At 59.0% G+C, this 20,035-nt stretch carries 20 protein-coding genes; 14 read left to right on the forward strand and 6 right to left on the reverse strand.

What is annotated here, in order from left to right; genetic code table 11:
- Window positions 1-38: 38 nt before the first annotated feature.
- The 5 genes from AC1RAC_RS27165 (at window position 39) to AC1RAC_RS27185 (ending at window position 5,324) form a co-directional block, all read left to right on the forward strand.
- Window positions 39-947 (forward strand): carbohydrate ABC transporter permease, encoded by a 909-nt coding sequence (locus tag AC1RAC_RS27165; RefSeq protein ID WP_003193765.1) that lies wholly within the window; start codon window positions 39-41, stop codon window positions 945-947.
- Complete coding sequence (locus AC1RAC_RS27170) at window positions 940-1,785, forward strand: carbohydrate ABC transporter permease (protein ID WP_003193763.1); 846 nt, start codon at window positions 940-942, stop codon at window positions 1,783-1,785. The genes AC1RAC_RS27165 and AC1RAC_RS27170 overlap by 8 nt, the downstream gene beginning before the upstream one ends.
- A gap of 2 nt (window positions 1,786-1,787) precedes the next feature.
- Window positions 1,788-2,948 carry an ABC transporter ATP-binding protein gene (locus tag AC1RAC_RS27175; RefSeq protein WP_492617142.1) on the forward strand — a complete coding sequence of 387 codons (1,161 nt, stop codon included), beginning with the start codon at window positions 1,788-1,790 and terminating at the stop codon, window positions 2,946-2,948.
- 85 nt (window positions 2,949-3,033) lie between these two features.
- The gene (locus AC1RAC_RS27180; protein ID WP_054918236.1) at window positions 3,034-4,380 is read left to right on the forward strand and encodes a carbohydrate porin; all 1,347 of its coding nucleotides are present in this window, start codon (window positions 3,034-3,036) and stop codon (window positions 4,378-4,380) included.
- A gap of 98 nt (window positions 4,381-4,478) precedes the next feature.
- Entirely contained in the window at window positions 4,479-5,324 is an 846-nt protein-coding gene (locus tag AC1RAC_RS27185; protein WP_054918237.1) for a D-hexose-6-phosphate mutarotase, read from the forward strand.
- A gap of 188 nt (window positions 5,325-5,512) precedes the next feature.
- Here AC1RAC_RS27185 and AC1RAC_RS27190 read toward each other — a convergent pair whose 3' ends face one another.
- Entirely contained in the window at window positions 5,513-6,373 is an 861-nt protein-coding gene (locus AC1RAC_RS27190) for a MurR/RpiR family transcriptional regulator (protein ID WP_169856377.1), read from the reverse strand.
- A gap of 220 nt (window positions 6,374-6,593) precedes the next feature.
- Between AC1RAC_RS27190 and zwf the strand changes: the two genes are divergently transcribed.
- Genes zwf through AC1RAC_RS27205 form a run of 3 tightly spaced genes read left to right on the forward strand, consistent with a single transcriptional unit; the run spans window position 6,594 to window position 9,443 of the window.
- Complete coding sequence (gene zwf / locus AC1RAC_RS27195; RefSeq protein WP_034128521.1) at window positions 6,594-8,060, forward strand: glucose-6-phosphate dehydrogenase; 1,467 nt, start codon at window positions 6,594-6,596, stop codon at window positions 8,058-8,060.
- Window positions 8,047-8,760, forward strand: coding sequence for a 6-phosphogluconolactonase (gene pgl / locus AC1RAC_RS27200; protein WP_034128520.1), 714 nt, complete (start codon window positions 8,047-8,049; stop codon window positions 8,758-8,760). The genes zwf and pgl overlap by 14 nt, the downstream gene beginning before the upstream one ends.
- A gap of 17 nt (window positions 8,761-8,777) precedes the next feature.
- Complete coding sequence (locus AC1RAC_RS27205; RefSeq protein WP_026067364.1) at window positions 8,778-9,443, forward strand: bifunctional 4-hydroxy-2-oxoglutarate aldolase/2-dehydro-3-deoxy-phosphogluconate aldolase; 666 nt, start codon at window positions 8,778-8,780, stop codon at window positions 9,441-9,443.
- Between the two features lie 205 nt (window positions 9,444-9,648).
- On the opposite strand, the gene AC1RAC_RS27210 is transcribed toward AC1RAC_RS27205, so the two are convergent.
- Both AC1RAC_RS27210 and AC1RAC_RS27215 read right to left on the reverse strand, forming a co-directional pair.
- Window positions 9,649-10,824, reverse strand: a complete 1,176-nt coding sequence (locus AC1RAC_RS27210) for an aminotransferase class V-fold PLP-dependent enzyme (RefSeq protein ID WP_072448469.1) — start codon at window positions 10,822-10,824, stop codon at window positions 9,649-9,651.
- Window positions 10,825-10,834: 10 nt separating this feature from the next.
- Complete coding sequence (locus AC1RAC_RS27215; protein ID WP_492617143.1) at window positions 10,835-11,071, reverse strand: DUF3820 family protein; 237 nt, start codon at window positions 11,069-11,071, stop codon at window positions 10,835-10,837.
- Window positions 11,072-11,275: 204 nt separating this feature from the next.
- Here AC1RAC_RS27215 and AC1RAC_RS27220 point away from each other — a divergent pair, with 204 nt between their 5' ends.
- Complete coding sequence (locus tag AC1RAC_RS27220) at window positions 11,276-11,743, forward strand: ferritin-like domain-containing protein (protein ID WP_034128518.1); 468 nt, start codon at window positions 11,276-11,278, stop codon at window positions 11,741-11,743.
- A 145-nt stretch (window positions 11,744-11,888) separates the two neighbouring features.
- Here the strand turns inward: AC1RAC_RS27220 and AC1RAC_RS27225 are convergent, their stop codons facing one another.
- Both AC1RAC_RS27225 and AC1RAC_RS27230 read right to left on the reverse strand, forming a co-directional pair.
- Complete coding sequence (locus AC1RAC_RS27225) at window positions 11,889-12,359, reverse strand: MaoC family dehydratase (protein ID WP_003193747.1); 471 nt, start codon at window positions 12,357-12,359, stop codon at window positions 11,889-11,891.
- Between the two features lie 56 nt (window positions 12,360-12,415).
- Complete coding sequence (locus tag AC1RAC_RS27230; protein ID WP_054918239.1) at window positions 12,416-13,360, reverse strand: alpha/beta hydrolase; 945 nt, start codon at window positions 13,358-13,360, stop codon at window positions 12,416-12,418.
- Window positions 13,361-13,579: 219 nt separating this feature from the next.
- On the opposite strand from AC1RAC_RS27230, the gene fadD2 reads away from it, so the two are divergent.
- Together fadD2 and fadD1 are read left to right on the forward strand one after the other, a co-directional pair.
- On the forward strand, window positions 13,580-15,268 hold the full coding sequence (gene fadD2 / locus AC1RAC_RS27235; RefSeq protein WP_492617144.1) for a long-chain-fatty-acid--CoA ligase FadD2: 1,689 nt from the start codon (window positions 13,580-13,582) through the stop codon (window positions 15,266-15,268).
- Window positions 15,269-15,649: 381 nt separating this feature from the next.
- Window positions 15,650-17,341: a long-chain-fatty-acid--CoA ligase FadD1 gene (fadD1, locus tag AC1RAC_RS27240; protein WP_096144829.1), complete on the forward strand. Its 1,692-nt coding sequence runs from the start codon at window positions 15,650-15,652 to the stop codon at window positions 17,339-17,341.
- Window positions 17,342-17,504: 163 nt separating this feature from the next.
- Here fadD1 and AC1RAC_RS27245 read toward each other — a convergent pair whose 3' ends face one another.
- On the reverse strand, window positions 17,505-17,882 hold the full coding sequence (locus tag AC1RAC_RS27245) for a hypothetical protein (protein WP_003193739.1): 378 nt from the start codon (window positions 17,880-17,882) through the stop codon (window positions 17,505-17,507).
- A 201-nt stretch (window positions 17,883-18,083) separates the two neighbouring features.
- Here AC1RAC_RS27245 and AC1RAC_RS27250 point away from each other — a divergent pair, with 201 nt between their 5' ends.
- The 3 genes from AC1RAC_RS27250 (at window position 18,084) to def (ending at window position 19,940) form a co-directional block, all read left to right on the forward strand.
- Entirely contained in the window at window positions 18,084-18,269 is a 186-nt protein-coding gene (locus AC1RAC_RS27250) for a CsbD family protein (protein ID WP_003193737.1), read from the forward strand.
- A 181-nt stretch (window positions 18,270-18,450) separates the two neighbouring features.
- Window positions 18,451-19,404, forward strand: a complete 954-nt coding sequence (locus AC1RAC_RS27255) for a YihY/virulence factor BrkB family protein (protein ID WP_032895581.1) — start codon at window positions 18,451-18,453, stop codon at window positions 19,402-19,404.
- Complete coding sequence (def, locus tag AC1RAC_RS27260) at window positions 19,401-19,940, forward strand: peptide deformylase (RefSeq protein WP_034128513.1); 540 nt, start codon at window positions 19,401-19,403, stop codon at window positions 19,938-19,940. Before AC1RAC_RS27255 ends, def begins: the two co-directional genes overlap by 4 nt.
- Window positions 19,941-20,035 lie beyond the last annotated feature (95 nt).

A 20,035-nucleotide genomic window follows, 5' to 3' on the forward strand; every position in this document is an offset into this window, starting at 1 on the left:
GCAGGCTGTAGTCCTTTTTCCCTGTACTGGATTTTCCCATGAGTTCTGTTGCTGTGTTCAGCAAGGCCTCGCCATTCGATGTGCTGCAGCGCTGGCTCCCTAAACTGGTGCTGGCGCCGAGCATGTTCATCGTGCTGGTGGGCTTTTATGGCTACATCCTGTGGACGTTCGTGCTGTCGTTCACCACCTCGACCTTCCTGCCCAGCTACAAATGGGCGGGCCTGGCGCAGTATCAGCGGCTGTTCGATAACGACCGCTGGTGGGTGGCGAGCAAGAACCTGGCCGTGTTCGGCGGCATGTTCATCGGCATCACCCTGGTGATCGGTGTGCTGCTGGCGATTTTCCTCGACCAGAAAATCCGCCGCGAAGGCTTTATCCGCACCATTTACCTGTACCCGATGGCGCTCTCCATGATCGTCACCGGTACCGCCTGGAAATGGCTGCTCAACCCGGGCATGGGCCTGGACAAACTCCTGCGGGACTGGGGCTGGGAAGGCTTCCGTCTCGACTGGCTGATCGACCCGGACCGCGTGGTCTACTGCCTGGTGATCGCCGCTGTGTGGCAAGCCTCGGGCTTTATCATGGCGATGTTCCTCGCCGGCCTGCGCGGTGTTGATCAGTCGATCATCCGCGCTGCGCAGATCGATGGCGCAAGCCTGCCGCGTATCTACTGGAGCGTGGTGCTGCCGAGCCTGCGCCCGGTGTTCTTCAGTGCGGTGATGATCCTGGCGCACATTGCGATCAAGAGCTTCGACCTGGTGGCGGCAATGACCGCAGGCGGCCCGGGCTACTCGTCCGACCTGCCGGCTATGTTCATGTACTCGTTCACCTTCAGTCGCGGCCAGATGGGCATGGGTTCGGCCAGTGCGATCCTGATGCTCGGTGCGATCCTCGCGATCATTGTGCCGTACCTGTATTCCGAGCTGAGGACCAAGCGCAATGACTAGTCTCGCCGCCAAACCTGCCATCAGCCTGAGCCGCATCGCGATCTACGCGGTGCTGATCCTGGCGGTTCTGCTGTACCTGGTGCCGTTGGTGGTGATGCTGCTCACCAGCTTCAAGACCCCGGAAGACATCAGCACCGGTAACCTGCTGAGCTGGCCCACCGTGGTCAGCGGTATCGGCTGGGTCAAGGCCTGGGCCACCGTGGATGGCTACTTCTGGAACTCGATCAAGATCACCGTTCCTGCTGTGCTCATCTCTACCGCCATTGGCGCCTTGAACGGCTACGTGCTGTCGTTCTGGCGCTTCCGGGGTTCGCAGCTGTTCTTCGGCCTGCTGCTGTTCGGCTGCTTCCTGCCGTTCCAGACTGTGCTGCTGCCCGCGTCGTTCACCCTCGGCAAGATGGGCCTGGCCAGCACCACCACCGGCCTGGTGTTTATCCACGTGGTCTACGGCCTGGCGTTCACCACGCTGTTCTTCCGTAACTACTACGTGAGCATCCCGGATGCGCTGATCAAGGCAGCACGCCTGGACGGAGCGGGTTTTTTCACCATCTTCCGCCGGATCATCCTGCCGATGTCGACGCCGATCATCATGGTCTGCCTGATCTGGCAGTTCACCCAGATCTGGAACGACTTCCTGTTCGGTGTGGTGTTCTCCAGTGGCGACTCCCAGCCCATCACGGTGGCGCTGAACAACCTGGTCAACACCAGTACCGGGGCCAAGGAATATAACGTGGATATGGCGGCGGCGATGATCGCCGGGCTGCCGACCCTGCTGGTCTATGTGATCGCAGGCAAGTATTTCGTGCGCGGCCTCACGGCCGGCGCGGTCAAGGGGTAATCATGGCTACGCTTGAACTTCGCAATGTAAACAAGACCTATGGCGCCGGCCTGCCCGACACCTTGAAGAACATTGAACTGTCGATCAAGGAAGGCGAGTTCCTCATCCTGGTCGGCCCGTCGGGCTGTGGTAAATCCACGCTGATGAACTGCATCGCCGGCCTTGAGACCATCACCGGCGGCGCGATCATGATCGGTGATCAAGACGTGAGCGGCATGAGCCCCAAGGACCGTGACATCGCCATGGTGTTCCAGTCCTACGCGCTGTACCCGACCATGAGCGTGCGCGAGAACATCGAGTTCGGCCTCAAGATCCGCAAGATGCCGCAAGCCGACATCGACGCCGAAGTGGCGCGCGTGGCCAAGTTGCTGCAGATCGAACACCTGCTCAACCGCAAGCCGGGCCAGTTGTCCGGTGGCCAGCAACAGCGCGTGGCCATGGGCCGTGCCCTGGCGCGTCGGCCGAAGATCTACCTGTTCGACGAACCGCTGTCCAACCTCGACGCCAAGCTGCGGGTCGAGATGCGTACCGAAATGAAGCTGATGCACCAGCGTCTGAAAACCACCACCGTCTACGTGACCCACGACCAGATCGAAGCGATGACCCTGGGCGACAAAGTGGCGGTGATGAAGGACGGCGTCATTCAGCAATTCGGCACCCCGAAGGAAATTTACAACGACCCTGCCAACCTGTTTGTGGCAAGCTTTATCGGTTCACCACCGATGAACTTCGTTCCCATGCGTCTAAAACGCCAGAACGGTGGTCTGGTCGCGCTGCTCGACAGCGGCCAGGCCCGTTGCGAGTTGCCGCTGGGCATGAATGACGCCGGGTTGGAAGACCGCGATGTGATCCTGGGCCTGCGCCCGGAGCAGATCGTGCTGGCAGCGGGCGAGGGCAACGGCTCGTCGAGCATTCGCGCCGAAGTGCAGGTGACCGAGCCTACCGGCCCGGACACCCTGGTGTTTGTGCAGCTCAATGACACCAAGGTCTGCTGCCGTTTGGCGCCGGACGTGGCACCGCAAGTGGGCGAGACACTGACCTTGCAGTTCGACCCGGCCAAGGTATTGCTGTTTGACGCCAAGACCGGTGAGCGGTTGGGCGCAGTGGCTTCATTGCCGGCACAGGGGCATGCCGACAATGTGACCCAGTTCAAGGGGCGTTGAGCAAGATAAGTGATTGTTTTAGTTAAAAAATGTAACCCGCGTTAGATAAAAACAGTTTAATAACAATAAAGACGAGGATGTAGGGATGAAAAAGCAACACAACAACACCCGGCTGATCTGCCAACTGTCAGCGGCAGCAGCCCTTGTATTGTCCGCCAATGCGATGGCGGCCGATGCATTCAGCGCCGATTCCAAGTGGATGACCGGCGATTGGGGCGGCGAGCGTACCAAGCTGATCGAGCAAGGTATCGACATCAAGGCCGACTACGTGGGCGAGATGGGCTACAACGCCCACGGCGGCTACAACGACGACAAGACCGGTCGTTACTCCGACCAGTTCGGTCTGGGCGTGGCGCTGGACCTGCAAAAACTGTGGGGCTGGGATAACACCCAGGCCAAGATCCAGTTGACCAATCGTAATGGCCAGAACATCTCCAATGACCGCATTGGCGACCCGCGTGCCGGCACCTTGAGTTCCTCGCAAGAAGTGTATGGCCGTGGCCACATGGTGCGTCTGACCCAGTTCTGGATTCAGCACCAGATGTTCGACAACAAGCTGGACGTGAAGCTCGGTTACTTCGGTGAAGGCGAAGACTTCAACACCTTCCCTTGCGACTTCCAGAACCTGTCGTTCTGCGGCTCGCAGGTCGGTAACTACGTCAATACCTGGTACAACTGGCCGGTCGCCCAGGCCGCTATCCGCGTGAAATACAACATCACGCCTGAGCTGTATGCGCAAATCGGTGCCTACAACCAGAACCCGTCGCAGTTGGAGCACGGCAACGGCTTCAAACTCAGCGGCAGTGGTACCAAGGGCACCGTGATTCCGGTGGAATTGGTCTGGTCGCCGAAGGTTAATAACCTGCCGGGCGAATACCGTGTGGGTTTCTATAAAAGTGCGGCCGATGCTCCGGATGTACGTGAAGACGTCAACGGTAACGATGCGGTCCTCAGCGGCGCCGACTTCCGTACCCGCAGCAGCAAGAAAGGCTACTGGTTCGTTGCGCAACAGCAACTCACCACCCATAACGGCGACGCTTCCCGTGGCCTGAACATTGCAGCCAACGCGACCTTCCATGACAAGGAAACCAACCTGGTCGACAACTACCAGTCGTTGATGCTCGTGTACAAAGGCCCATTCGACGCGCGTCCAAAAGATGACGTCGGCATTGGCGTCGCTCGCCTGCATGTCAACGATGACGTGAAGAAGAACTCTCAATTGCTCAACGCCGCCAATGGTGTGAGCGACTACGACAATCCGCTGTACACGCCGATTCGTGAGACTGAGTACAACGTCGAACTCAACTACGGTTTCCACGTCACCAACTGGCTGACTGTGCGTCCGAACCTGCAGTACGTTGTCCAGCCTGGCGGCGTGGATAAAGTCGACAACGCGCTGGTAGCGGGCCTGAAAATTCAGTCTACGTTCTAACGCTGTTGCGATAAGCTCCTCTCTCTGTGCGCATTTGCGGGTAGCCATGGCTATCCGCTTTTTTTTGCGTGGCACTGTGATATTCGGGACCTGGGCACATGCACGAGCAACCGCTGCAACGCTTTTTCAAATCCCTGCGCGAGCGTCCGGTGTTCGCCTGGGAGCGCTTTCAGATGCGCGATGTGTTGGTGATCGACCACCCCCTGTGCCAGGCGGTGTTCAGTCGCCAGGGCGCGCAATTGCTGCACTTTCAACCTACGGGCCAGAAGCCGTGGCTGTGGTGTGCCGCCAAATGGCCGCAAGTCGGGGCTATCCGTGGTGGCGTACCGGTGTGCTGGCCGTGGTATGGCCGCCACCCCAGCGAAAATGCCTGGCCGTCCCACGGATGGGCCCGCTTGATCGACTGGAAACTGCTCGACAGCAGCACCGATGACGACGGCGTGCGCCTGCTCTGGCAATTGCAACTGTGCGACTGGCAGGTGGACTTGCACGCGCACCTGGGTGACACCCTGGAACTGCGCCTGAGCACCGAGCATCACGACGAGCTGCCGTGCCAGTTGAGTCATGCATTGCACGCTTACTGGCGTATTGGTCACGTCGATGAGGTAGCGCTGTCTGGGCTCGAAGGAGCACAAGGTTACGACCAGCTCAATCGCCAGGTTTGCCAGCAGGAAGGTGAATTGCGGGTCGATGGCGGATGCCAGCGGGTGTTCCAGCATGAGGGCGAATTGCAGCTCAAGGACCACGCCTGGCAGCGTGAACTGTGCATCGACACCGGCGACAGCGCCGACACGGTGGTGTGGCACCCGGGGAGCCGGCCGCTGTTGGGCGTGAGCTTTAACGAAGCGTCGGGGTTTGTGTGCGTAGAGGCGGCGATGGCGGCGGCGAGCCTGGCGCCGGGGGAGAGGGCCCACTTGAGTTTACAGGCCAGGGCAGGGGTTTAGCGGTGTGGCTGATGGCGCTATCGCAGGTACTGCTGGAAGAGCTGCCTGCTAGTTGAATTCATGATCGTTCCCACGCTCCGCGTGGGAATGCAGCCTATGACGCTCCGCGTCACGACGCTAAAGGCAGACGCAGAGCGTCCAGTGAGGCATTCCCACGCGGAGCGTGGGAACGATCAGTTGACACGGATTTAGTTGAATTCATCCCCCACCGGATATCGGCTGTCATTCAAGCTCTCTTTGATCTTGCGCAAATGCGGCTGGAAATCCACTCCGCGACGCAGAGTCATACCCGTTGCCAATACGTCCAATACCGTCAATTGAATGATCCGCGAGGTCATCGGCATATAGATATCGGTATCTTCCGGCAACGGGATGTTCAGGCTCACCGTACTGGCCTTGGCCAGCGGCGAGTTTTCGGCGGTCACGCCCAGCACTGACGCACCGTTTTCCCGAGCGATACGCGCCACTTCCACCAGCTCGCGGGTACGGCCGGTGTAGGAAATGATCACGAACAACTCACCGGTGTGCGCCACCGAGGCGATCATGCGTTGCATCAGCACGTCGGCATGGGCGGTCACCGCCAGGTTGAAGCGGAAGAACTTGTGCAACGCGTCCATGGCGACGGGGGCCGAAGCGCCGAGGCCAAAGAAGTGGATTTGCCGTGCCTGGATCAACAAGTCCACGGCCTTGCTGATCAGCGCCGGGTCCAGGGCCTGGCACGCACTGTCCAAGGAGGCAATGGCGCTGCCAAAGATCTTCTGGGTGTAGGCCTCGGGGTTATCATCGGCCTCCACGGCGCGGCTGACATACGCGGCGCCACTGGCCAGGCTTTGCGCCAACTGCAATTTGAGTTCAGGGTAACCGCTGACACCGAATGAACGGCAGAAGCGGTTGACCGTCGGTTCACTGACCGAGGCGGCCTGGGCGAGGGCGGCGATCGAGAAGCGTGTGGCCTGCTGCGGGTTGAGCAGGATCACTTCAGCGACTTTGCGCTCGGCCTTGTTCAATTCTTCGAGGCGGTTCCGGATCTGTTCCAGAAGATTTCGCACGCGGTCCATTCAGTCTTTCCTTCGGGCGACGATGCAAATAAAAAGGCGGTAACCAATCGATGAGTGGCTTTTCGCGGTGGCCTATCCTACTGAGGGTAGCTGAACACCACCACTCGCAATGCGTATTTCGGGAAAATGTTGTGGTTATTACTACATTTTTCCTTGAGTGATGCCTTGAAAAAAGGTATTTGTAGCTTAACTTGATAAAAGAACAAACATCATGCCTTCGATAACCGTGGAACCCTGCACCTTTGCCCTGTTTGGCGCCTTGGGTGATCTGGCGCTGCGCAAGTTATTTCCTGCCCTTTATCAACTCGATGGCGCCGGGTTGCTGCACGACGACACACGCATCCTGGCCCTGGCCCGTGAAGCCGGCTCCGAGCAGCAACACCTGGCCCATATCGAAAAAGAATTGCGTAAATACGTCGGCAAAGAGCTCGACGAAGCCGTGGCCCAGCGTTTCCTCGCACGCCTGGCTTATGTGCATGTCGACTTCATGAAGGCCGACGACTACGTCGCCCTGGCCGAAAAAGCCGGCAGCGAGCAACGCCTGATTGCCTACTTCGCTACCCCGGCGGCGGTATACGGCGCGATCTGCGAAAACCTGTCCAAGGTCGGCCTGGCGGAAAATACCCGCGTAGTGCTGGAAAAACCCATCGGTTCGGACCTGGAGTCGTCGCGCAAGGTCAACGACGCCGTGGCGCAGTTCTTTCCGGAAAACCGCACCTATCGCATCGACCACTACCTGGGCAAAGAGACGGTACAGAACCTGATCGCCCTGCGTTTCGCCAACAGCCTGTTCGAAACCCAGTGGAATCAGAACTACATCTCCCACGTGGAAATCACCGTGGCCGAGCAGGTTGGCATCGAAGGCCGTTGGGGTTACTTCGACAAGGCTGGCCAGCTGCGCGACATGATCCAGAATCACTTGTTGCAACTGCTTTGCCTGATTGCCATGGACCCGCCTGCCGACCTGTCCGCCGACAGCATCCGCGACGAGAAGGTCAAGGTGCTCAAGGCCCTGGCGCCGATCAGCCCCGAGGGCCTGACCACTCAGGTAGTCCGTGGCCAGTACATCGCCGGCTACAGCGCTGGTAAAGCCGTGCCGGGTTACCTGGAAGAAGACAACTCCAATACCCAGAGCGACACCGAGACGTTCGTTGCCCTGCGTGCCGATATCCGTAACTGGCGCTGGGCCGGCGTGCCGTTCTACCTGCGTACCGGCAAGCGTATGCCGCAAAAACTGTCGCAGATCGTCATTCACTTCAAGGAACCGTCCCACTACATCTTCGCCCCGGAGCAGCGCCTGCAAATCAGCAACAAGCTGATCATCCGCCTGCAGCCGGACGAAGGTATTTCCCTGCGTGTGATGACCAAGGAGCAGGGCCTGGACAAAGGCATGCAACTGCGCAGCGGACCACTGCAATTGAATTTTTCCGACACCTATCGCAGCGCACGCATCCCCGATGCCTACGAGCGATTGTTGCTGGAAGTGATGCGCGGCAATCAGAACCTGTTTGTTCGCAAAGATGAAATCGAAGCCGCGTGGAAGTGGTGTGACCAGTTGATCGCCGGGTGGAAAAAATCCGGTGATGCGCCCAAGCCGTATGCGGCGGGGTCCTGGGGGCCGATGAGCTCCATTGCACTGATCACGCGGGATGGGAGGTCGTGGTATGGCGATATCTGAATTGAAACTGCCTCAGGGCGTCACTGCCCATGAGTACCGTACGCCTGCGCTGCTGGCCGATGGCCTGGCCAATGACGTGGCTGAGCAACTGCGCTCGGCCATCAGTGCCCGTGGCGAGGCGACGTTGGTGGTGTCCGGTGGCCGCAGCCCCGTGGCGTTTTTCCAGAACCTGGCCAAGCAGGGCCTGGACTGGTCCAAGGTCACCATCACCCTGGCCGATGAGCGCTGGGTGCCGGTCGAACACGCCGACAGCAATGCTGGCCTGTTGAAGCAACACTTGCTGCAAGGTCCGGCGGCCAAGGCGAAGTTCTTGAGCCTGTACAGCCCCGCTGCCAATCTTGAAGACGCTGCCGAGCAGGCCGATCGCCTGCTGGGCGAGTTGCCAGCCATTGATGTGCTGGTGCTGGGCATGGGCGATGACGGCCACACCGCATCGCTGTTCCCCAACAGCCCTAACCTGAGCGAAGCGCTGAAGGCCGACGGTACCCGCCGTTGCTGGCCGATGCTGGCGCCCACTGTGCCGCACCAGCGCCTGACCATGAGTCGTGCGCTGCTGGCCACGGCCAGCTACACCGTGCTGTCGATTTCCGGCAGTTCGAAATTGACTACCTTGAGCGCCGCCCTGGCCAGCGACGATGTTGCTGCCATGCCGATTCGCGCGTTTTTGCAACCTACTCTAGAGATTTACTGGTGCCCATGAGCCAAGGATCAGCCGCTATGAAAAGCCCTCAACCGACCGTGTCCATGGCGGATAAAGTTGCCTTGATCGACAGCCTCTGCGCCAAGGCGCGGATCCTGCCGGTGATCACCATCGCCCGCGAGCAGGACATCCTGCCGCTGGCCGACGCCCTGGCCGCTGGCGGTTTGACCGCGCTGGAGGTGACCCTGCGTTCCGAGTTCGGCCTCAAGGCCATTCAGGTCTTGCGCGAGCAACGTCCTGAACTGTGCACTGGTGCCGGTACCGTGCTCGATCGTCACATGCTCGAAGCGGCAGAAGTGGCAGGCTCGCAATTTATCGTCACCCCCGGCATCACCCGTGACTTGCTGGAAGCCTCGGTGCACAGCCCGATCCCGCTGCTGCCGGGCATCAGCAATGCCTCCGGCATCATGGAAGGCTACGGCCTGGGTTATCGCCGCTTCAAGCTGTTCCCGGCTGAAGTCAGCGGTGGTGTTGCTGCCATCAAGGCTCTCGGCGGCCCGTTCGGCGAAGTCAAATTCTGCCCGACTGGCGGTGTTGGCCCGGCCAACATCAAGAGCTACATGGCGTTGAAAAACGTGATGTGCGTGGGCGGCAGTTGGATGCTGGATCCGGAGTGGGTCAAGAACGGCGACTGGGCGCGTATCCAGGAAGTCACTGCCCAGGCGCTGGCGCTGCTGGACTGAACTGATTTATCGAATCGTTGTTGCTGTGCTTAACGGCATTTTTGCGGCGCACTTGGTCGGTGTGCCGCTTTTTTTTGCCTGTAAAAAAACCTCAAGCACATCGCCGCTCTGAAGGTGGGGGCTGGCTTGCCTGCGATAGCCATTTATCAGTTAGCCCATCTTTGGCTGATACACCGTTATCGCAGGCAAGCCAGCTCCCACAGTTTTAAACGGTGTTTAGTTTGGTGATCGCATGGACTAGCGCATTGATGTCCGCCGCCGACGTCACCAGCCCCGGCGTCACCCGGATACAGGTGCCAAACGCTGCCCCCGTGCGCGTAGTGGTGAACAGGCCGTGCTCCTTGAGCAACCTGTCCGCCATCGCCTGCTGATTACGCCCGATGAACTTGAAGGCTGTGATCCCGCAATACAGTCGCGGGTCATCCGAGGTCAGCACTTCAATCCCCGGCAACGGCCGTACCTGGTTTACCCACAGGTTGCGCAGGTAATTGACGCGTGCGCCCTTGGCCGCCGCGCCACCCAACTGTCGATGCTCTTCAAATACCAGGGGCAATGTCATCAGCGCCGGAAAGTTCGGCGTGCTGTAGGACGTACGCGCTCGCACATCGGTGGCTGGGTAGTGAAACTCGCCCATATCCGGGTCGATATCGGCCAGGCGCTCTGGTGCGATATACAAAAAGCCCAGGGTCAGCGGCGCGCCGATCCATTTGTGCAGGTTGAAGCCTGCGAACTGAATGCCCAGTTCGGCCAGGTTGAAGTCGATCTGGCCCAAGGCGTGCGCGCCGTCGAGGATCACGTCGATTGCGCGTTCGCGCGCGGCCTTGGCAATGTCCGCAACCGGCATGACCAGGCCCGTACGGTGGGTCACATGGGTCAAGGCCATTAATTTCAGACGCGGGTACTGCACAAACGCATCGTGATAAGTCTGCACCAGGCTGTCGAAACTGGCCGGGTGGGTGTGGGCCACCTCTATCACTTCCACGCCGCGAATCGCTGTCAGCCAGCGCATGGCGCCTTTGACCGTGTCGTACTCCAGGTCGCTGATCAGCACCTGGTCGCCCGGTTGCAGGCGGTTGTAGTTACGGATCAGCGACTGCAAGGCTTCGGTGGCGTTACGGGTGAAAGCGACCGATTCGGGGTCGACATCAATCAACCCGGCCAACTGGCGGCGTATCTCGTTGTTTTCGCCCTGCTCAAAACGCTGGCGCACATGCACAGAGTTGCTGCGGTTGATAAAGCTGATGTGCTCAAGGTACTGGGCCTGCACCGCCCGGCTCATGCGCCCGAAGTAGCCGTTTTCCAGGTTGATCGGACCGGGCTCGTATTCATAGCGTTGGGCGATGGCCTGCCAGTGCGGGTCGTTATCGGCATTCCTTGGCATGGTGAGTCTCTTAGTGGCGGGGGGCGGGTCTGCCATGTTTGGCGCGCAGTGGTTCAAGCAATTCGGACAGGCCGTTGTGGTCGATTTCCTGCATCAAGACCAGCAAACCGCCCAGTTCCCCGTGGGGGAAACCTTCACGGGCGAACCAATTCAGGTAGGGCCCAGGCAGGTCGGCAATGATCCGGCCTTTGTATTTGCCAAAGGGCATTTGGCGGGTGATCAGCAGTTCGAGTTTTTCGGGATTCATGAGCGTCGTAGGGTTGAGGCCAGGCTTTCGAAAATACAGGCATTCTGCATGAAGGCCAAATGACAGATCATGCAAATAACCAACATACAGATGGTTCAATAATTCGTAAGTTATTGAAAATAAACATAAAAATAATTTTTATAAACCTGGCACGGGCGCTGCAATAACCAAGGCAACCTTCTAACCCGTACAAGGAATTGAAAAATGACTGATATCAACAAAGAATCGATCTCCGTACTGAACGACCTGATCGAGACCAGCATCGACGGCCAAAAGGGTTTCAAGGAATGCGCTGAAGACATCAAGCATCCGGAACTCAAGGCATTGTTTGCCAAGCGTGCTGTTGATTGCGGTACCGCTGCCGAAGAACTGAAAACTGCTGTGCGTGCCCTGGGCGGCGATCCAGAGAAGTCCGGTAGTGTTGCCGGCGCCCTGCACCGTGGCTGGGTCGACGTGAAGTCGATGGTCACCGGCAAGGACGAAGAGGCCGTATTGAACGAAGCCGAGCGCGGTGAAGACCACGCACTGAAGGCTTACAAGGAAGCGATCGAGAAGATCAACAAGCACAACCTGGTGGGCATTCGTGACTTGGTTGAGCGTCAGTACCACGGTGTACAGCGCAACCACGACCAGGTAAAAGCCCTGCGTAACCAGGCTCGCGCTCAGTCGTAAGACCTGAGGTAAGACCTACGCTGGACCTAGTGTGGGAGCGGGCTTGCTCGCGAAAGCGGTGGATCAGTCACTGTTGTATTGGCTGATACACCGCATTCGCGGGCGAGCCCGCTCACATTTTTTTATGCAAAGGCTGGAATGTAGATCAGCCGATGCTGATTGGCGGCAGCTCGGTCAGGGTCACGACTTGCTGTTTGCGCGGCGCCAGAATCTCCGCCTCGCCATCGACTACCAACTCATCACGCTGGTTGAACACCCGAGTGGCAATGCGCACGCGAAACTTCGGCAGTTTCTCGAGGATTTCCAAGCGCACGGTCAAGGTGTCGCCGATCTTCACCGGTTTCTGGAAGGTCATTTGCTGGCCGATATAGATCGTGCCCGGCCCAGGCAGCTCGCAGGCCACTGCCGCGCTGATCAGCGCGCCGCTGAACATGCCGTGGGCAATCCGCTCCTTGAACATGGTCGCCTTGGCGTATTCAGCGTCCAGGTGCACCGGGTTGTGGTCACCCGACATGGCGGCGAACAGCTGGATATCGCGCTCTTCGACGGTTTTGCTGAAGCTGGCAGTCTGGCCCACTTCAAGCGCTTCGTACGGGGTGTTGGTTACCTGGGTCATCTCAAGGTGCATCCTGTGGCTTAACGGTAATTAATCGGCTGATTTTAAAGCAAAAACTATTCGCAGCGGGTGGGCCTGCGCAACGCCAGCGCCTGGTCGAGCCAGGTCAGCAGGTCGGCGGTGACTTCATCACGGTTGGTTTCGTTGAATACTTCATGGCGCGCCTGCGGGTAAAGCGTCAATTGCACGTCTTGGCAACCGGCCTCACGCAGGGCGTGGGCCAGGTGCTTGAGACGCTTGCCTTCACTCACCGGATCACGATCGCCGCCCATCACCAGGATCGGCAGGCCGGGATCAATCTGCGCCAGGTTGGAGACTTTGCTGATCTGCTGCAAGCCGCCCAACAGGTCGATCCACAGTTGATTGGTGCAACGAAAGCCACAGAGTGGGTCGTTGATGTAGTTGTCCACTTCAACCGGGTCGCGGCTGAGCCAGTCAAACGCGGTGCGATTGGGTTTGAAGGCTTTGTTGAATGAGCCGAACGACAAGAAGTCGATCAACGCACTGCGCCCTCGCATGCCTTGGCGTGCACGTTCGATGCGCGCAATGATTTGCGCTGCACGGTAGAGGGCCACCGGCTGGAAATTCGAGCCGCTGAGTATTGCGCCATGCAAGCTGGCGCTGTGATGCAGCAAGTATGCCTGGGAGATATAGCTGCCCATGCTGTGGCCCAGCAAGATGATCGGCAGCCCGGGATGCTGTTGGCCGATGTGCTGATTAAGGCTGGCCAGATCGCCCACGACTTTGTTCCAGCCATCCGTTTCAGCATATAGCCCAACGGTGCCGGCCTCGGCGGTACGGCCATGCCCACGCTGGTCCAGCGCATATACGCCATACCCTGCGCCACACAACGCTTGCGCCAGGCGCGCATAGCGACCGCCGTGCTCGGCCATGCCATGGGAAATCATCACCACGGCCCTGGGCGGGCCGTCGGGCATCCATTGGTTGACGTACAGACGGGTGTGGTCGTTCGCGGTCAGCCAGAAGGTGCTGTGGTTCATGGCGGCTTCCTTTGCTCAGGGTGGTTGCATTGTATAGCTCATCCGGCGTGGGGCGGGGTATCTGCCTACGCCTTAGGTACAAGATTCATACAATCAATGACACAGTTCAGCGTCTTGCCTGTTTGGCCATAGCTGCTAACTTCCCCAAAGCTCCGCTTCTTATTGCTGCACATCTGCATGGCAGCGGCCGGACACACTCAGGTAAAGAGGACAAGAATAATGCAACCTGATTTCTGGAATGACAAACGCGCGGCGGGAGTCCCCAATGCCATCGACCTCAGCACCTACAAGTCGGTGATCGAGGTCTTCGAGCGTTCCTGCAAGACCTTTGCCGACCGTCCGGCATTCAGCAGCATGGGCATTACCCTCACCTACGCCGAGCTTGAGCGCCAGAGTGCGGCGTTTGCCGGTTACCTGCAGCAGCACACCGACCTCAAGCCCGGCGAGCGCATCGCGGTGCAGCTGCCCAACGTGCTGCATTACCCGGTTGCGGTGTTCGGCGCACTGCGCGCCGGGCTGATTGTGGTCAACACCAACCCGCTTTATACGCCGCGCGAGATGCGCCATCAGTTCAAGGATGCCGGTGTGCGGGCGCTGGTCTACCTCAACCTGTTCGGTTCACGTGTGCAGGAGGTGTGCACCGACACGGAGATCGACTACCTGATCGAAGCCAGGATGGGCGATTTCATGCCCGCCGCCAAAGGCTGGCTGGTCAACACCGTGGTCGACAAAGTCAAGAAGATGGTCCCGGCCTACCACCTGCCGCGGGCGGTTTCGTTCAAGCGCGCCCTGCGCATGGGCGCGGGCCTTGGAGTGACGCGCCATCCGGTGACCCTGGACGACGTCGCCGTGCTGCAATACACCGGCGGCACCACTGGGCTGGCCAAGGGCGCGATGCTCACTCACGGCAACCTGGTGGCGAACATGCAGCAAGTGCGGGCGTGCATGTCGCAACTGGGCGACGACGGCCATCCGCTGATCAAGGAAGGGCAGGAGGTGATGATTGCACCGCTGCCGCTGTATCACATCTATGCATTCACGGCCAATTGCATGTGCATGATGGTCTCCGGTAACCACAACGTGCTGATCACCAACCCACGGGACATCGGCGGGTTTATCAAGGAGCTCAAGCAGTGGCAGTTCTCCGGCCTGTTGGGGCTCAACACACTGTTTGTGGCGCTGATGGACCACCCGGATTTCAAGACCCTGGATTTCTCCCACCTGAAGATTACCAACTCCGGCGGCACCGCCCTGGTCAAGGCCACGGCGGAACGCTGGAAAGCGGTGACCGGCTGCGCCATCGGCGAAGGCTACGGCCTCACCGAAACCTCGCCAGTGGCCAGTACCAACCCCTACGGCGGCCTGTCGCGCCTGGGTACCGTGGGCATCCCGGTGCCGGGTACGGCGATGAAGGTCGTGGATGAGCTGGGGCAAGAACTGCCGTTGGGCGAGCGCGGCGAGCTGTGCATCCAGGGCCCACAAGTGATGAAGGGTTACTGGCAGCAACCGGCCGCCACCGCCGAAACCCTGGACGCCGATGGCTGGTTGAAGACCGGTGACATTGCGGTGATCGACACCGATGGCTACATCAGTATTGTGGATCGCAAGAAGGATTTGATCATCGTCTCGGGTTTCAACGTGTACCCCAACGAAATCGAAGACGTGATCATGGCCCACCCGGCCGTGGCCAACTGCGCCGTGATCGGCGTACCGGACGAGCGCACGGGGGAGGCGGTGAAGCTGTTCGTGGTGGCACGGGCCCAGGGGGTGAGCCTCGAGGAACTGAAGGCGTACTGCAAGGCCAACTTCACGGGGTACAAGGTGCCCAAGCATATTGTGTTGAGAGAGTCGTTGCCGATGACGCCGGTGGGGAAAATTCTGCGCCGGGAGCTGCGCGACATCGCTTGAATTGAAATAGGGTACAAAAATGTGGGAGCTGGTTTGCCCGCGATAGCAGTGTTTCAGTCGCCTGTTGAATTGACTGATCCATCGCTATCGCAGGCAAGCCAGCTCCCACACTGTATTTTTCGCCCGTGAGAGCCTGTTCTAGAGCCATTTCTGGAGTTATAGAATTTTTGCTCTAAAAGTGACCATTGGATATTCTTGAGTCATGTTTATGACTGTAGGGGCCTCTTTTGGCTCTAGGCGGCCCTTGGCAAAGCTGCTACTCTCGGCGCGCTTTGTGACTTCTAGGCCTGCTTGAAAGCGCCAGACTCACCTAAAAACATACACCAATAATAATCGCATCAAATGCGATGATGAATTCGCGTCGCTGAGGAGTGGGCTTCCATGAATGAAGACTTTTGGAAGGATAAGTACCCCGCCGGGATTGCTGCACAGATCAATCCAGACGAGTATCCGAATATTCAGGCGGTACTGAAGCAGTCCTGCCAGCGCTTCGCCAACAAACCGGCTTTCAGCAACCTGGGCAAGACAATCACCTACGGTGAACTGTACGAATTGTCCGGCGCATTCGCCGCGTATCTGCAACAGCATACCGATTTGAAGCCTGGCGATCGAATCGCCGTGCAACTGCCCAACGTTCTGCAATACCCCGTCGCTGTATTCGGTGCGATCCGCGCCGGCCTGATCGTGGTCAACACCAACCCGCTGTATACCGCGCGGGAGATGGAACACCAATTCAATGATTCGGGGGCCAAGGCCCTGGTTTGCCTGGCGAACATGGCGCACCTGGCTGAAAAAGTCGTGCCCAAGACCGCCGTCAAGCACGTGATCGTCACCGAAGTTGCCGACCTGCTCTCGCCGTTCAAGCGCGTGCTGATCAACAGCGTGATCAAATACGTAAAGAAAATGGTCCCGGCCTATCATCTGCCCCTGGCCATCAAGTTCAACGACGTACTCGCCAAGGGCCATGGCCAGCCGGTCAACGATGCCAGCCCGGCCAGCGGCGATGTGGCCGTGTTGCAATACACCGGCGGTACCACCGGCGTGGCCAAGGGCGCGATGCTGACCCACCGCAACCTCGTCGCCAACATGCTGCAATGCAAGGCGCTGATGGGCTCCAACCTCAATGAAGGCTGCGAGATCCTGATCACGCCGCTACCGCTCTACCACATCTATGCCTTCACCTTTCATTGCATGGCGATGATGCTGATCGGCAACCACAACATCCTGATCAGCAATCCGCGCGACCTGCCGGCGATGGTCAAGGAACTGTCGAAGTGGAAGTTCAGCGGCTTCGTCGGCCTCAACACCCTGTTCGTGGCACTGTGCAACAACGAAGGTTTCCGCAAGCTGGACTTCTCTGCGCTGAAGGTCACCCTATCGGGCGGCATGGCGTTGCAACTGGCGGCGGCGGAGCGTTGGAAGGCCGTGACCGGCTGCGCGATCTGCGAAGGCTACGGCATGACCGAAACCAGCCCGGTGGCCACGGTCAACCCGATCCAGCACATCCAGATCGGCACCATCGGCATTCCGGTGCCTTCCACCGCGTGTAAAGTCATCGCCGACGACGGTACCGAGCTTGCACTGGGCGAAACTGGCGAGTTGTGCGTGAAAGGTCCGCAAGTCATGAAGGGCTACTGGCAGCGCCAGGAAGCTACCGACGAGATGCTTGACAGCGAGGGTTGGCTGAAGACCGGCGACATCGCGATCATCCAGCCAGACGGCTACATGCGTATCGTCGACCGCAAGAAGGACATGATTCTGGTCTCCGGCTTCAACGTCTACCCCAACGAGCTGGAAGACGTGCTGGCGGGCCTGCCGGGTGTGCTGCAGTGTGCGGCTATCGGCGTACCGGATGAAAAATCCGGCGAGCACATCAAGTTGTTCATCGTGGTCAAGCCAGGGGCTACCCTGACCAAGGACCAGGTGATGGAGCACATGCGCGCCAACGTCACCGGCTACAAGGTGCCCAAGGCCGTCGAGTTCCGTGATGCGCTGCCGACCACCAACGTGGGCAAGATCCTGCGGCGTGAATTGCGTGATGAAGAACTGAAGAAACTCGGTCTTAAAAAGTAACCCATAAAAAACCCCGCCGATGCGGGGTTTTTTATGAGGGCGCTGGCGAAGCACTTACCCCCTGTGGGAGCTGGCTTGCCTGCGATAGCGCTACAGCAGCCACTGCTGTATCGCCTGACTCACTGCCATCGCGGGCAAGCCCGCTCCCACAGGGTTACCGGGCTTACAACGCGAACTGCGCGAAGCTCACACCCGCACCGGCGGGGCGTACGTCCTTCAAGAACGAGTCCTTATCCGCGCTTAGCTCCAGGGTAATCTCCGGCTTGCGCTTGCCCGCATTGCGTACCACCAGCCCTTCGAGTTTTTCACGCAGGAACACGGTCGGCACTTTCAGGTGCAGCAACTGGTCGGTGTCGGCGTTGTGCATCAACAGGTGGATCCACTCGTACTGGCCCACGGCAATACGCCCCACCGGCAGGTCGAACCACCAGATGTTGCGTTTGCGGTCCAGGTCGGTGAAGTGGCAGTTGTTGACGCCGAGTACGGCACCGCCCAGTTCCTGGTTTCTGCGGGCAATGGCCTGTGCTTTATTGAGTTTCATAACCTTCCTACGGGATCTGTTATCCAGCGTTGCAGCCTGAATGTGCCGGGCATTCTCGTGGGTTGGCTGCAAAACATAAAGCCAAACCTGCCGCTTTCGATGAAATGCTTGCGCAAAAATAATTGAAACTCTGCCGTTGCGCTTCGGGTCAACCGCTACGTAGTGACCAAAAACCATTTGATTGTTATCAGGAGTAATACCATGAGCAGCACTTCCGATAAGGTAAAGGGCTTGGCGAACGAAGCTGTCGGTAACATCAAGCAAGGCGTCGGTAAAGTCACAGACAATGACAAGCTGCGTGCTGAAGGCGTGATCCAAGAGAAAAAAGGCGAAGCTCAGCAAGCAGTGGGCAAGACCAAGGACGCAGTGAAAAAAGCCACTGAGTAACACGTCCTGGCTGGCTGACCCCAGCAGCCCGACGGCCATCCACGGATGGCCGTTTTTGTATCCGGTGCTGCAACTAAACTTTCGAAATTGTTTCAAAGTCGCCAAATGGGCTACTTTGATGTAGAAAACGGCCCCTGAGTCGCCCACGAACTCAACCTCTTTTGCGGCGAAAGGAGACGCTATGCTTTTTCCAGTACTCGATGGTCTCAAGCTGCACAAGGTGCTGGTACGCACCATCAAGGAATTCGTCGATGACGAGATGCCTACCTACGCCTCGGCACTGGCCTACCAGATGCTGTTCTCTTTGTTTCCGTTCCTGCTGTTCCTCATTGCCCTGATCGGCTTCCTGCATTTGCCCGACTTCTTCAGTTGGCTGCGCCTGCAATCGGAGCTGGTGTTGCCACCCCAGGCGCTGGAACAGGTCAACCCGGTGATCGATCAGTTGCAGCAGTCCAAGGGCGGCTTGCTCTCGGTGGGTATCGTTATCGCCCTGTGGACGGCCTCTGCGGGCGTGCGCCTGATGATGAGCGCCATGAACGCCGCCTACGATGTGGTTGAAGGTCGGCCGATCTGGAAGCGTTTCCCGCTGTCGATTTTCTACACCGTGGGTATCGCCGGCATGCTGCTGGCGGCCGCCGCGCTGATGGTGCTGGGCCCGCAAGTCATGGAGTGGCTGGCCGGGCAGATCGGCATGCAGGAATTCGTGGTCACGCTGTGGACCATCCTGCGCTGGCCGCTGATTGTGATCTTGCTGATGTTCGCCGTGGCCCTCATGTACTACGTGATGCCGGACGTCGAGCAGGAATTTCGCTTTATCACCCCCGGCTCCGTCTTGGCCGTGGTGGTATGGATCGTCGCCTCCCTGGGCTTTGGCTACTACGTCAAGACCTTCGCGGACTACAACGCCATGTATGGCAGTATCGGTGCGATCATTGTCTTGCTCCTGTATTTCTACATCTCTGCCGCCGTACTGCTGCTGGGCGCGGAGATGAACGCGGTGATCGAGCATATGTCTGCCGAGGGCAAGGACCCCGGTGAGAAGGAAATAGGCGAGCCGGGCCACACCGATGAAAAACAACACGTCTCAGGCCTAGGCCGGGACCACTCCAAGCCCATGACCGAGCCTGAACAATGATCCGTGAAATCCTGAAAATGGGCGACGAGCGCCTGCTGCGTATCGCCCCGCCGGTGCCGCCGGAGATGTTTGACAGCCCGGAGTTGTGGCAACTGATCGACGATATGTTCCAGACCATGGAGCACGTGGGCGGCGTTGGCCTGGCGGCGCCGCAGATTGGCGTGGACCTGCAACTGGTGATCTTCGGTTTCGAGGCCAGCGAACGCTACCCGGACGCGCCGCCTGTGCCGCAGACCATCTTGATCAACCCGCTGATCACACCGCTCAGCCCGCTGCAGGAAGAGGGCTATGAGGGTTGCCTGTCAGTGCCCGGCCTGCGCGGCGCCGTGAACCGTTACCAGCAGATCCGCTACGAAGGGTTCGACCCCAAAGGCGAGCCGATCGTACGTTTTGCCGACGGCTTCCATGCGCGGGTGGTGCAGCATGAGTGCGACCATTTGATCGGCCGGCTGTACCCCTCGCGGATTACCGACTTCAGCAAATTCGGATTTATTGAAGTGATGTTCCCGGAGCTGGACCCAACGGCTGACGAATAGCCCTTCTGACACACTCACAGTTCAACTGTGGGAGCTGGCTTGCCTGCGATGGCGGTGGGCCAGCTACCTTATTTGTAGCTGATACACCGCCATCG

This window comes from Pseudomonas sp. GW823-FHT02F05 (assembly GCF_058797315.1).

Bases quoted from the DNA above. Each gene is read 5' to 3' on its own strand.
- fadD1 (WP_096144829.1), top strand. From the start codon at position 15,650: ATGAATGAAGACTTTTGGAAGGATAAGTACCCCGCCGGGATTGCTGCA.
- AC1RAC_RS27205 (WP_026067364.1), top strand. From the start codon at position 8,778: ATGAAAAGCCCTCAACCGACCGTGTCCATGGCGGATAAAGTTGCCTTG.
- AC1RAC_RS27245 (WP_003193739.1), bottom strand. From the start codon at position 17,882: ATGAAACTCAATAAAGCACAGGCCATTGCCCGCAGAAACCAGGAACTG.
- AC1RAC_RS27220 (WP_034128518.1), top strand. From the start codon at position 11,276: ATGACTGATATCAACAAAGAATCGATCTCCGTACTGAACGACCTGATC.
- zwf (WP_034128521.1), top strand. From the start codon at position 6,594: ATGCCTTCGATAACCGTGGAACCCTGCACCTTTGCCCTGTTTGGCGCC.
- AC1RAC_RS27165 (WP_003193765.1), top strand. From the start codon at position 39: ATGAGTTCTGTTGCTGTGTTCAGCAAGGCCTCGCCATTCGATGTGCTG.
- fadD2 (WP_492617144.1), top strand. From the start codon at position 13,580: ATGCAACCTGATTTCTGGAATGACAAACGCGCGGCGGGAGTCCCCAAT.
- pgl (WP_034128520.1), top strand. From the start codon at position 8,047: ATGGCGATATCTGAATTGAAACTGCCTCAGGGCGTCACTGCCCATGAG.
- AC1RAC_RS27170 (WP_003193763.1), top strand. From the start codon at position 940: ATGACTAGTCTCGCCGCCAAACCTGCCATCAGCCTGAGCCGCATCGCG.
- AC1RAC_RS27250 (WP_003193737.1), top strand. From the start codon at position 18,084: ATGAGCAGCACTTCCGATAAGGTAAAGGGCTTGGCGAACGAAGCTGTC.
- AC1RAC_RS27230 (WP_054918239.1), bottom strand. From the start codon at position 13,360: ATGAACCACAGCACCTTCTGGCTGACCGCGAACGACCACACCCGTCTG.
- AC1RAC_RS27180 (WP_054918236.1), top strand. From the start codon at position 3,034: ATGAAAAAGCAACACAACAACACCCGGCTGATCTGCCAACTGTCAGCG.
- def (WP_034128513.1), top strand. From the start codon at position 19,401: ATGATCCGTGAAATCCTGAAAATGGGCGACGAGCGCCTGCTGCGTATC.
- AC1RAC_RS27255 (WP_032895581.1), top strand. From the start codon at position 18,451: ATGCTTTTTCCAGTACTCGATGGTCTCAAGCTGCACAAGGTGCTGGTA.
- AC1RAC_RS27215 (WP_492617143.1), bottom strand. From the start codon at position 11,071: ATGAATCCCGAAAAACTCGAACTGCTGATCACCCGCCAAATGCCCTTT.
- AC1RAC_RS27225 (WP_003193747.1), bottom strand. From the start codon at position 12,359: ATGACCCAGGTAACCAACACCCCGTACGAAGCGCTTGAAGTGGGCCAG.
- AC1RAC_RS27210 (WP_072448469.1), bottom strand. From the start codon at position 10,824: ATGCCAAGGAATGCCGATAACGACCCGCACTGGCAGGCCATCGCCCAA.
- AC1RAC_RS27185 (WP_054918237.1), top strand. From the start codon at position 4,479: ATGCACGAGCAACCGCTGCAACGCTTTTTCAAATCCCTGCGCGAGCGT.
- AC1RAC_RS27175 (WP_492617142.1), top strand. From the start codon at position 1,788: ATGGCTACGCTTGAACTTCGCAATGTAAACAAGACCTATGGCGCCGGC.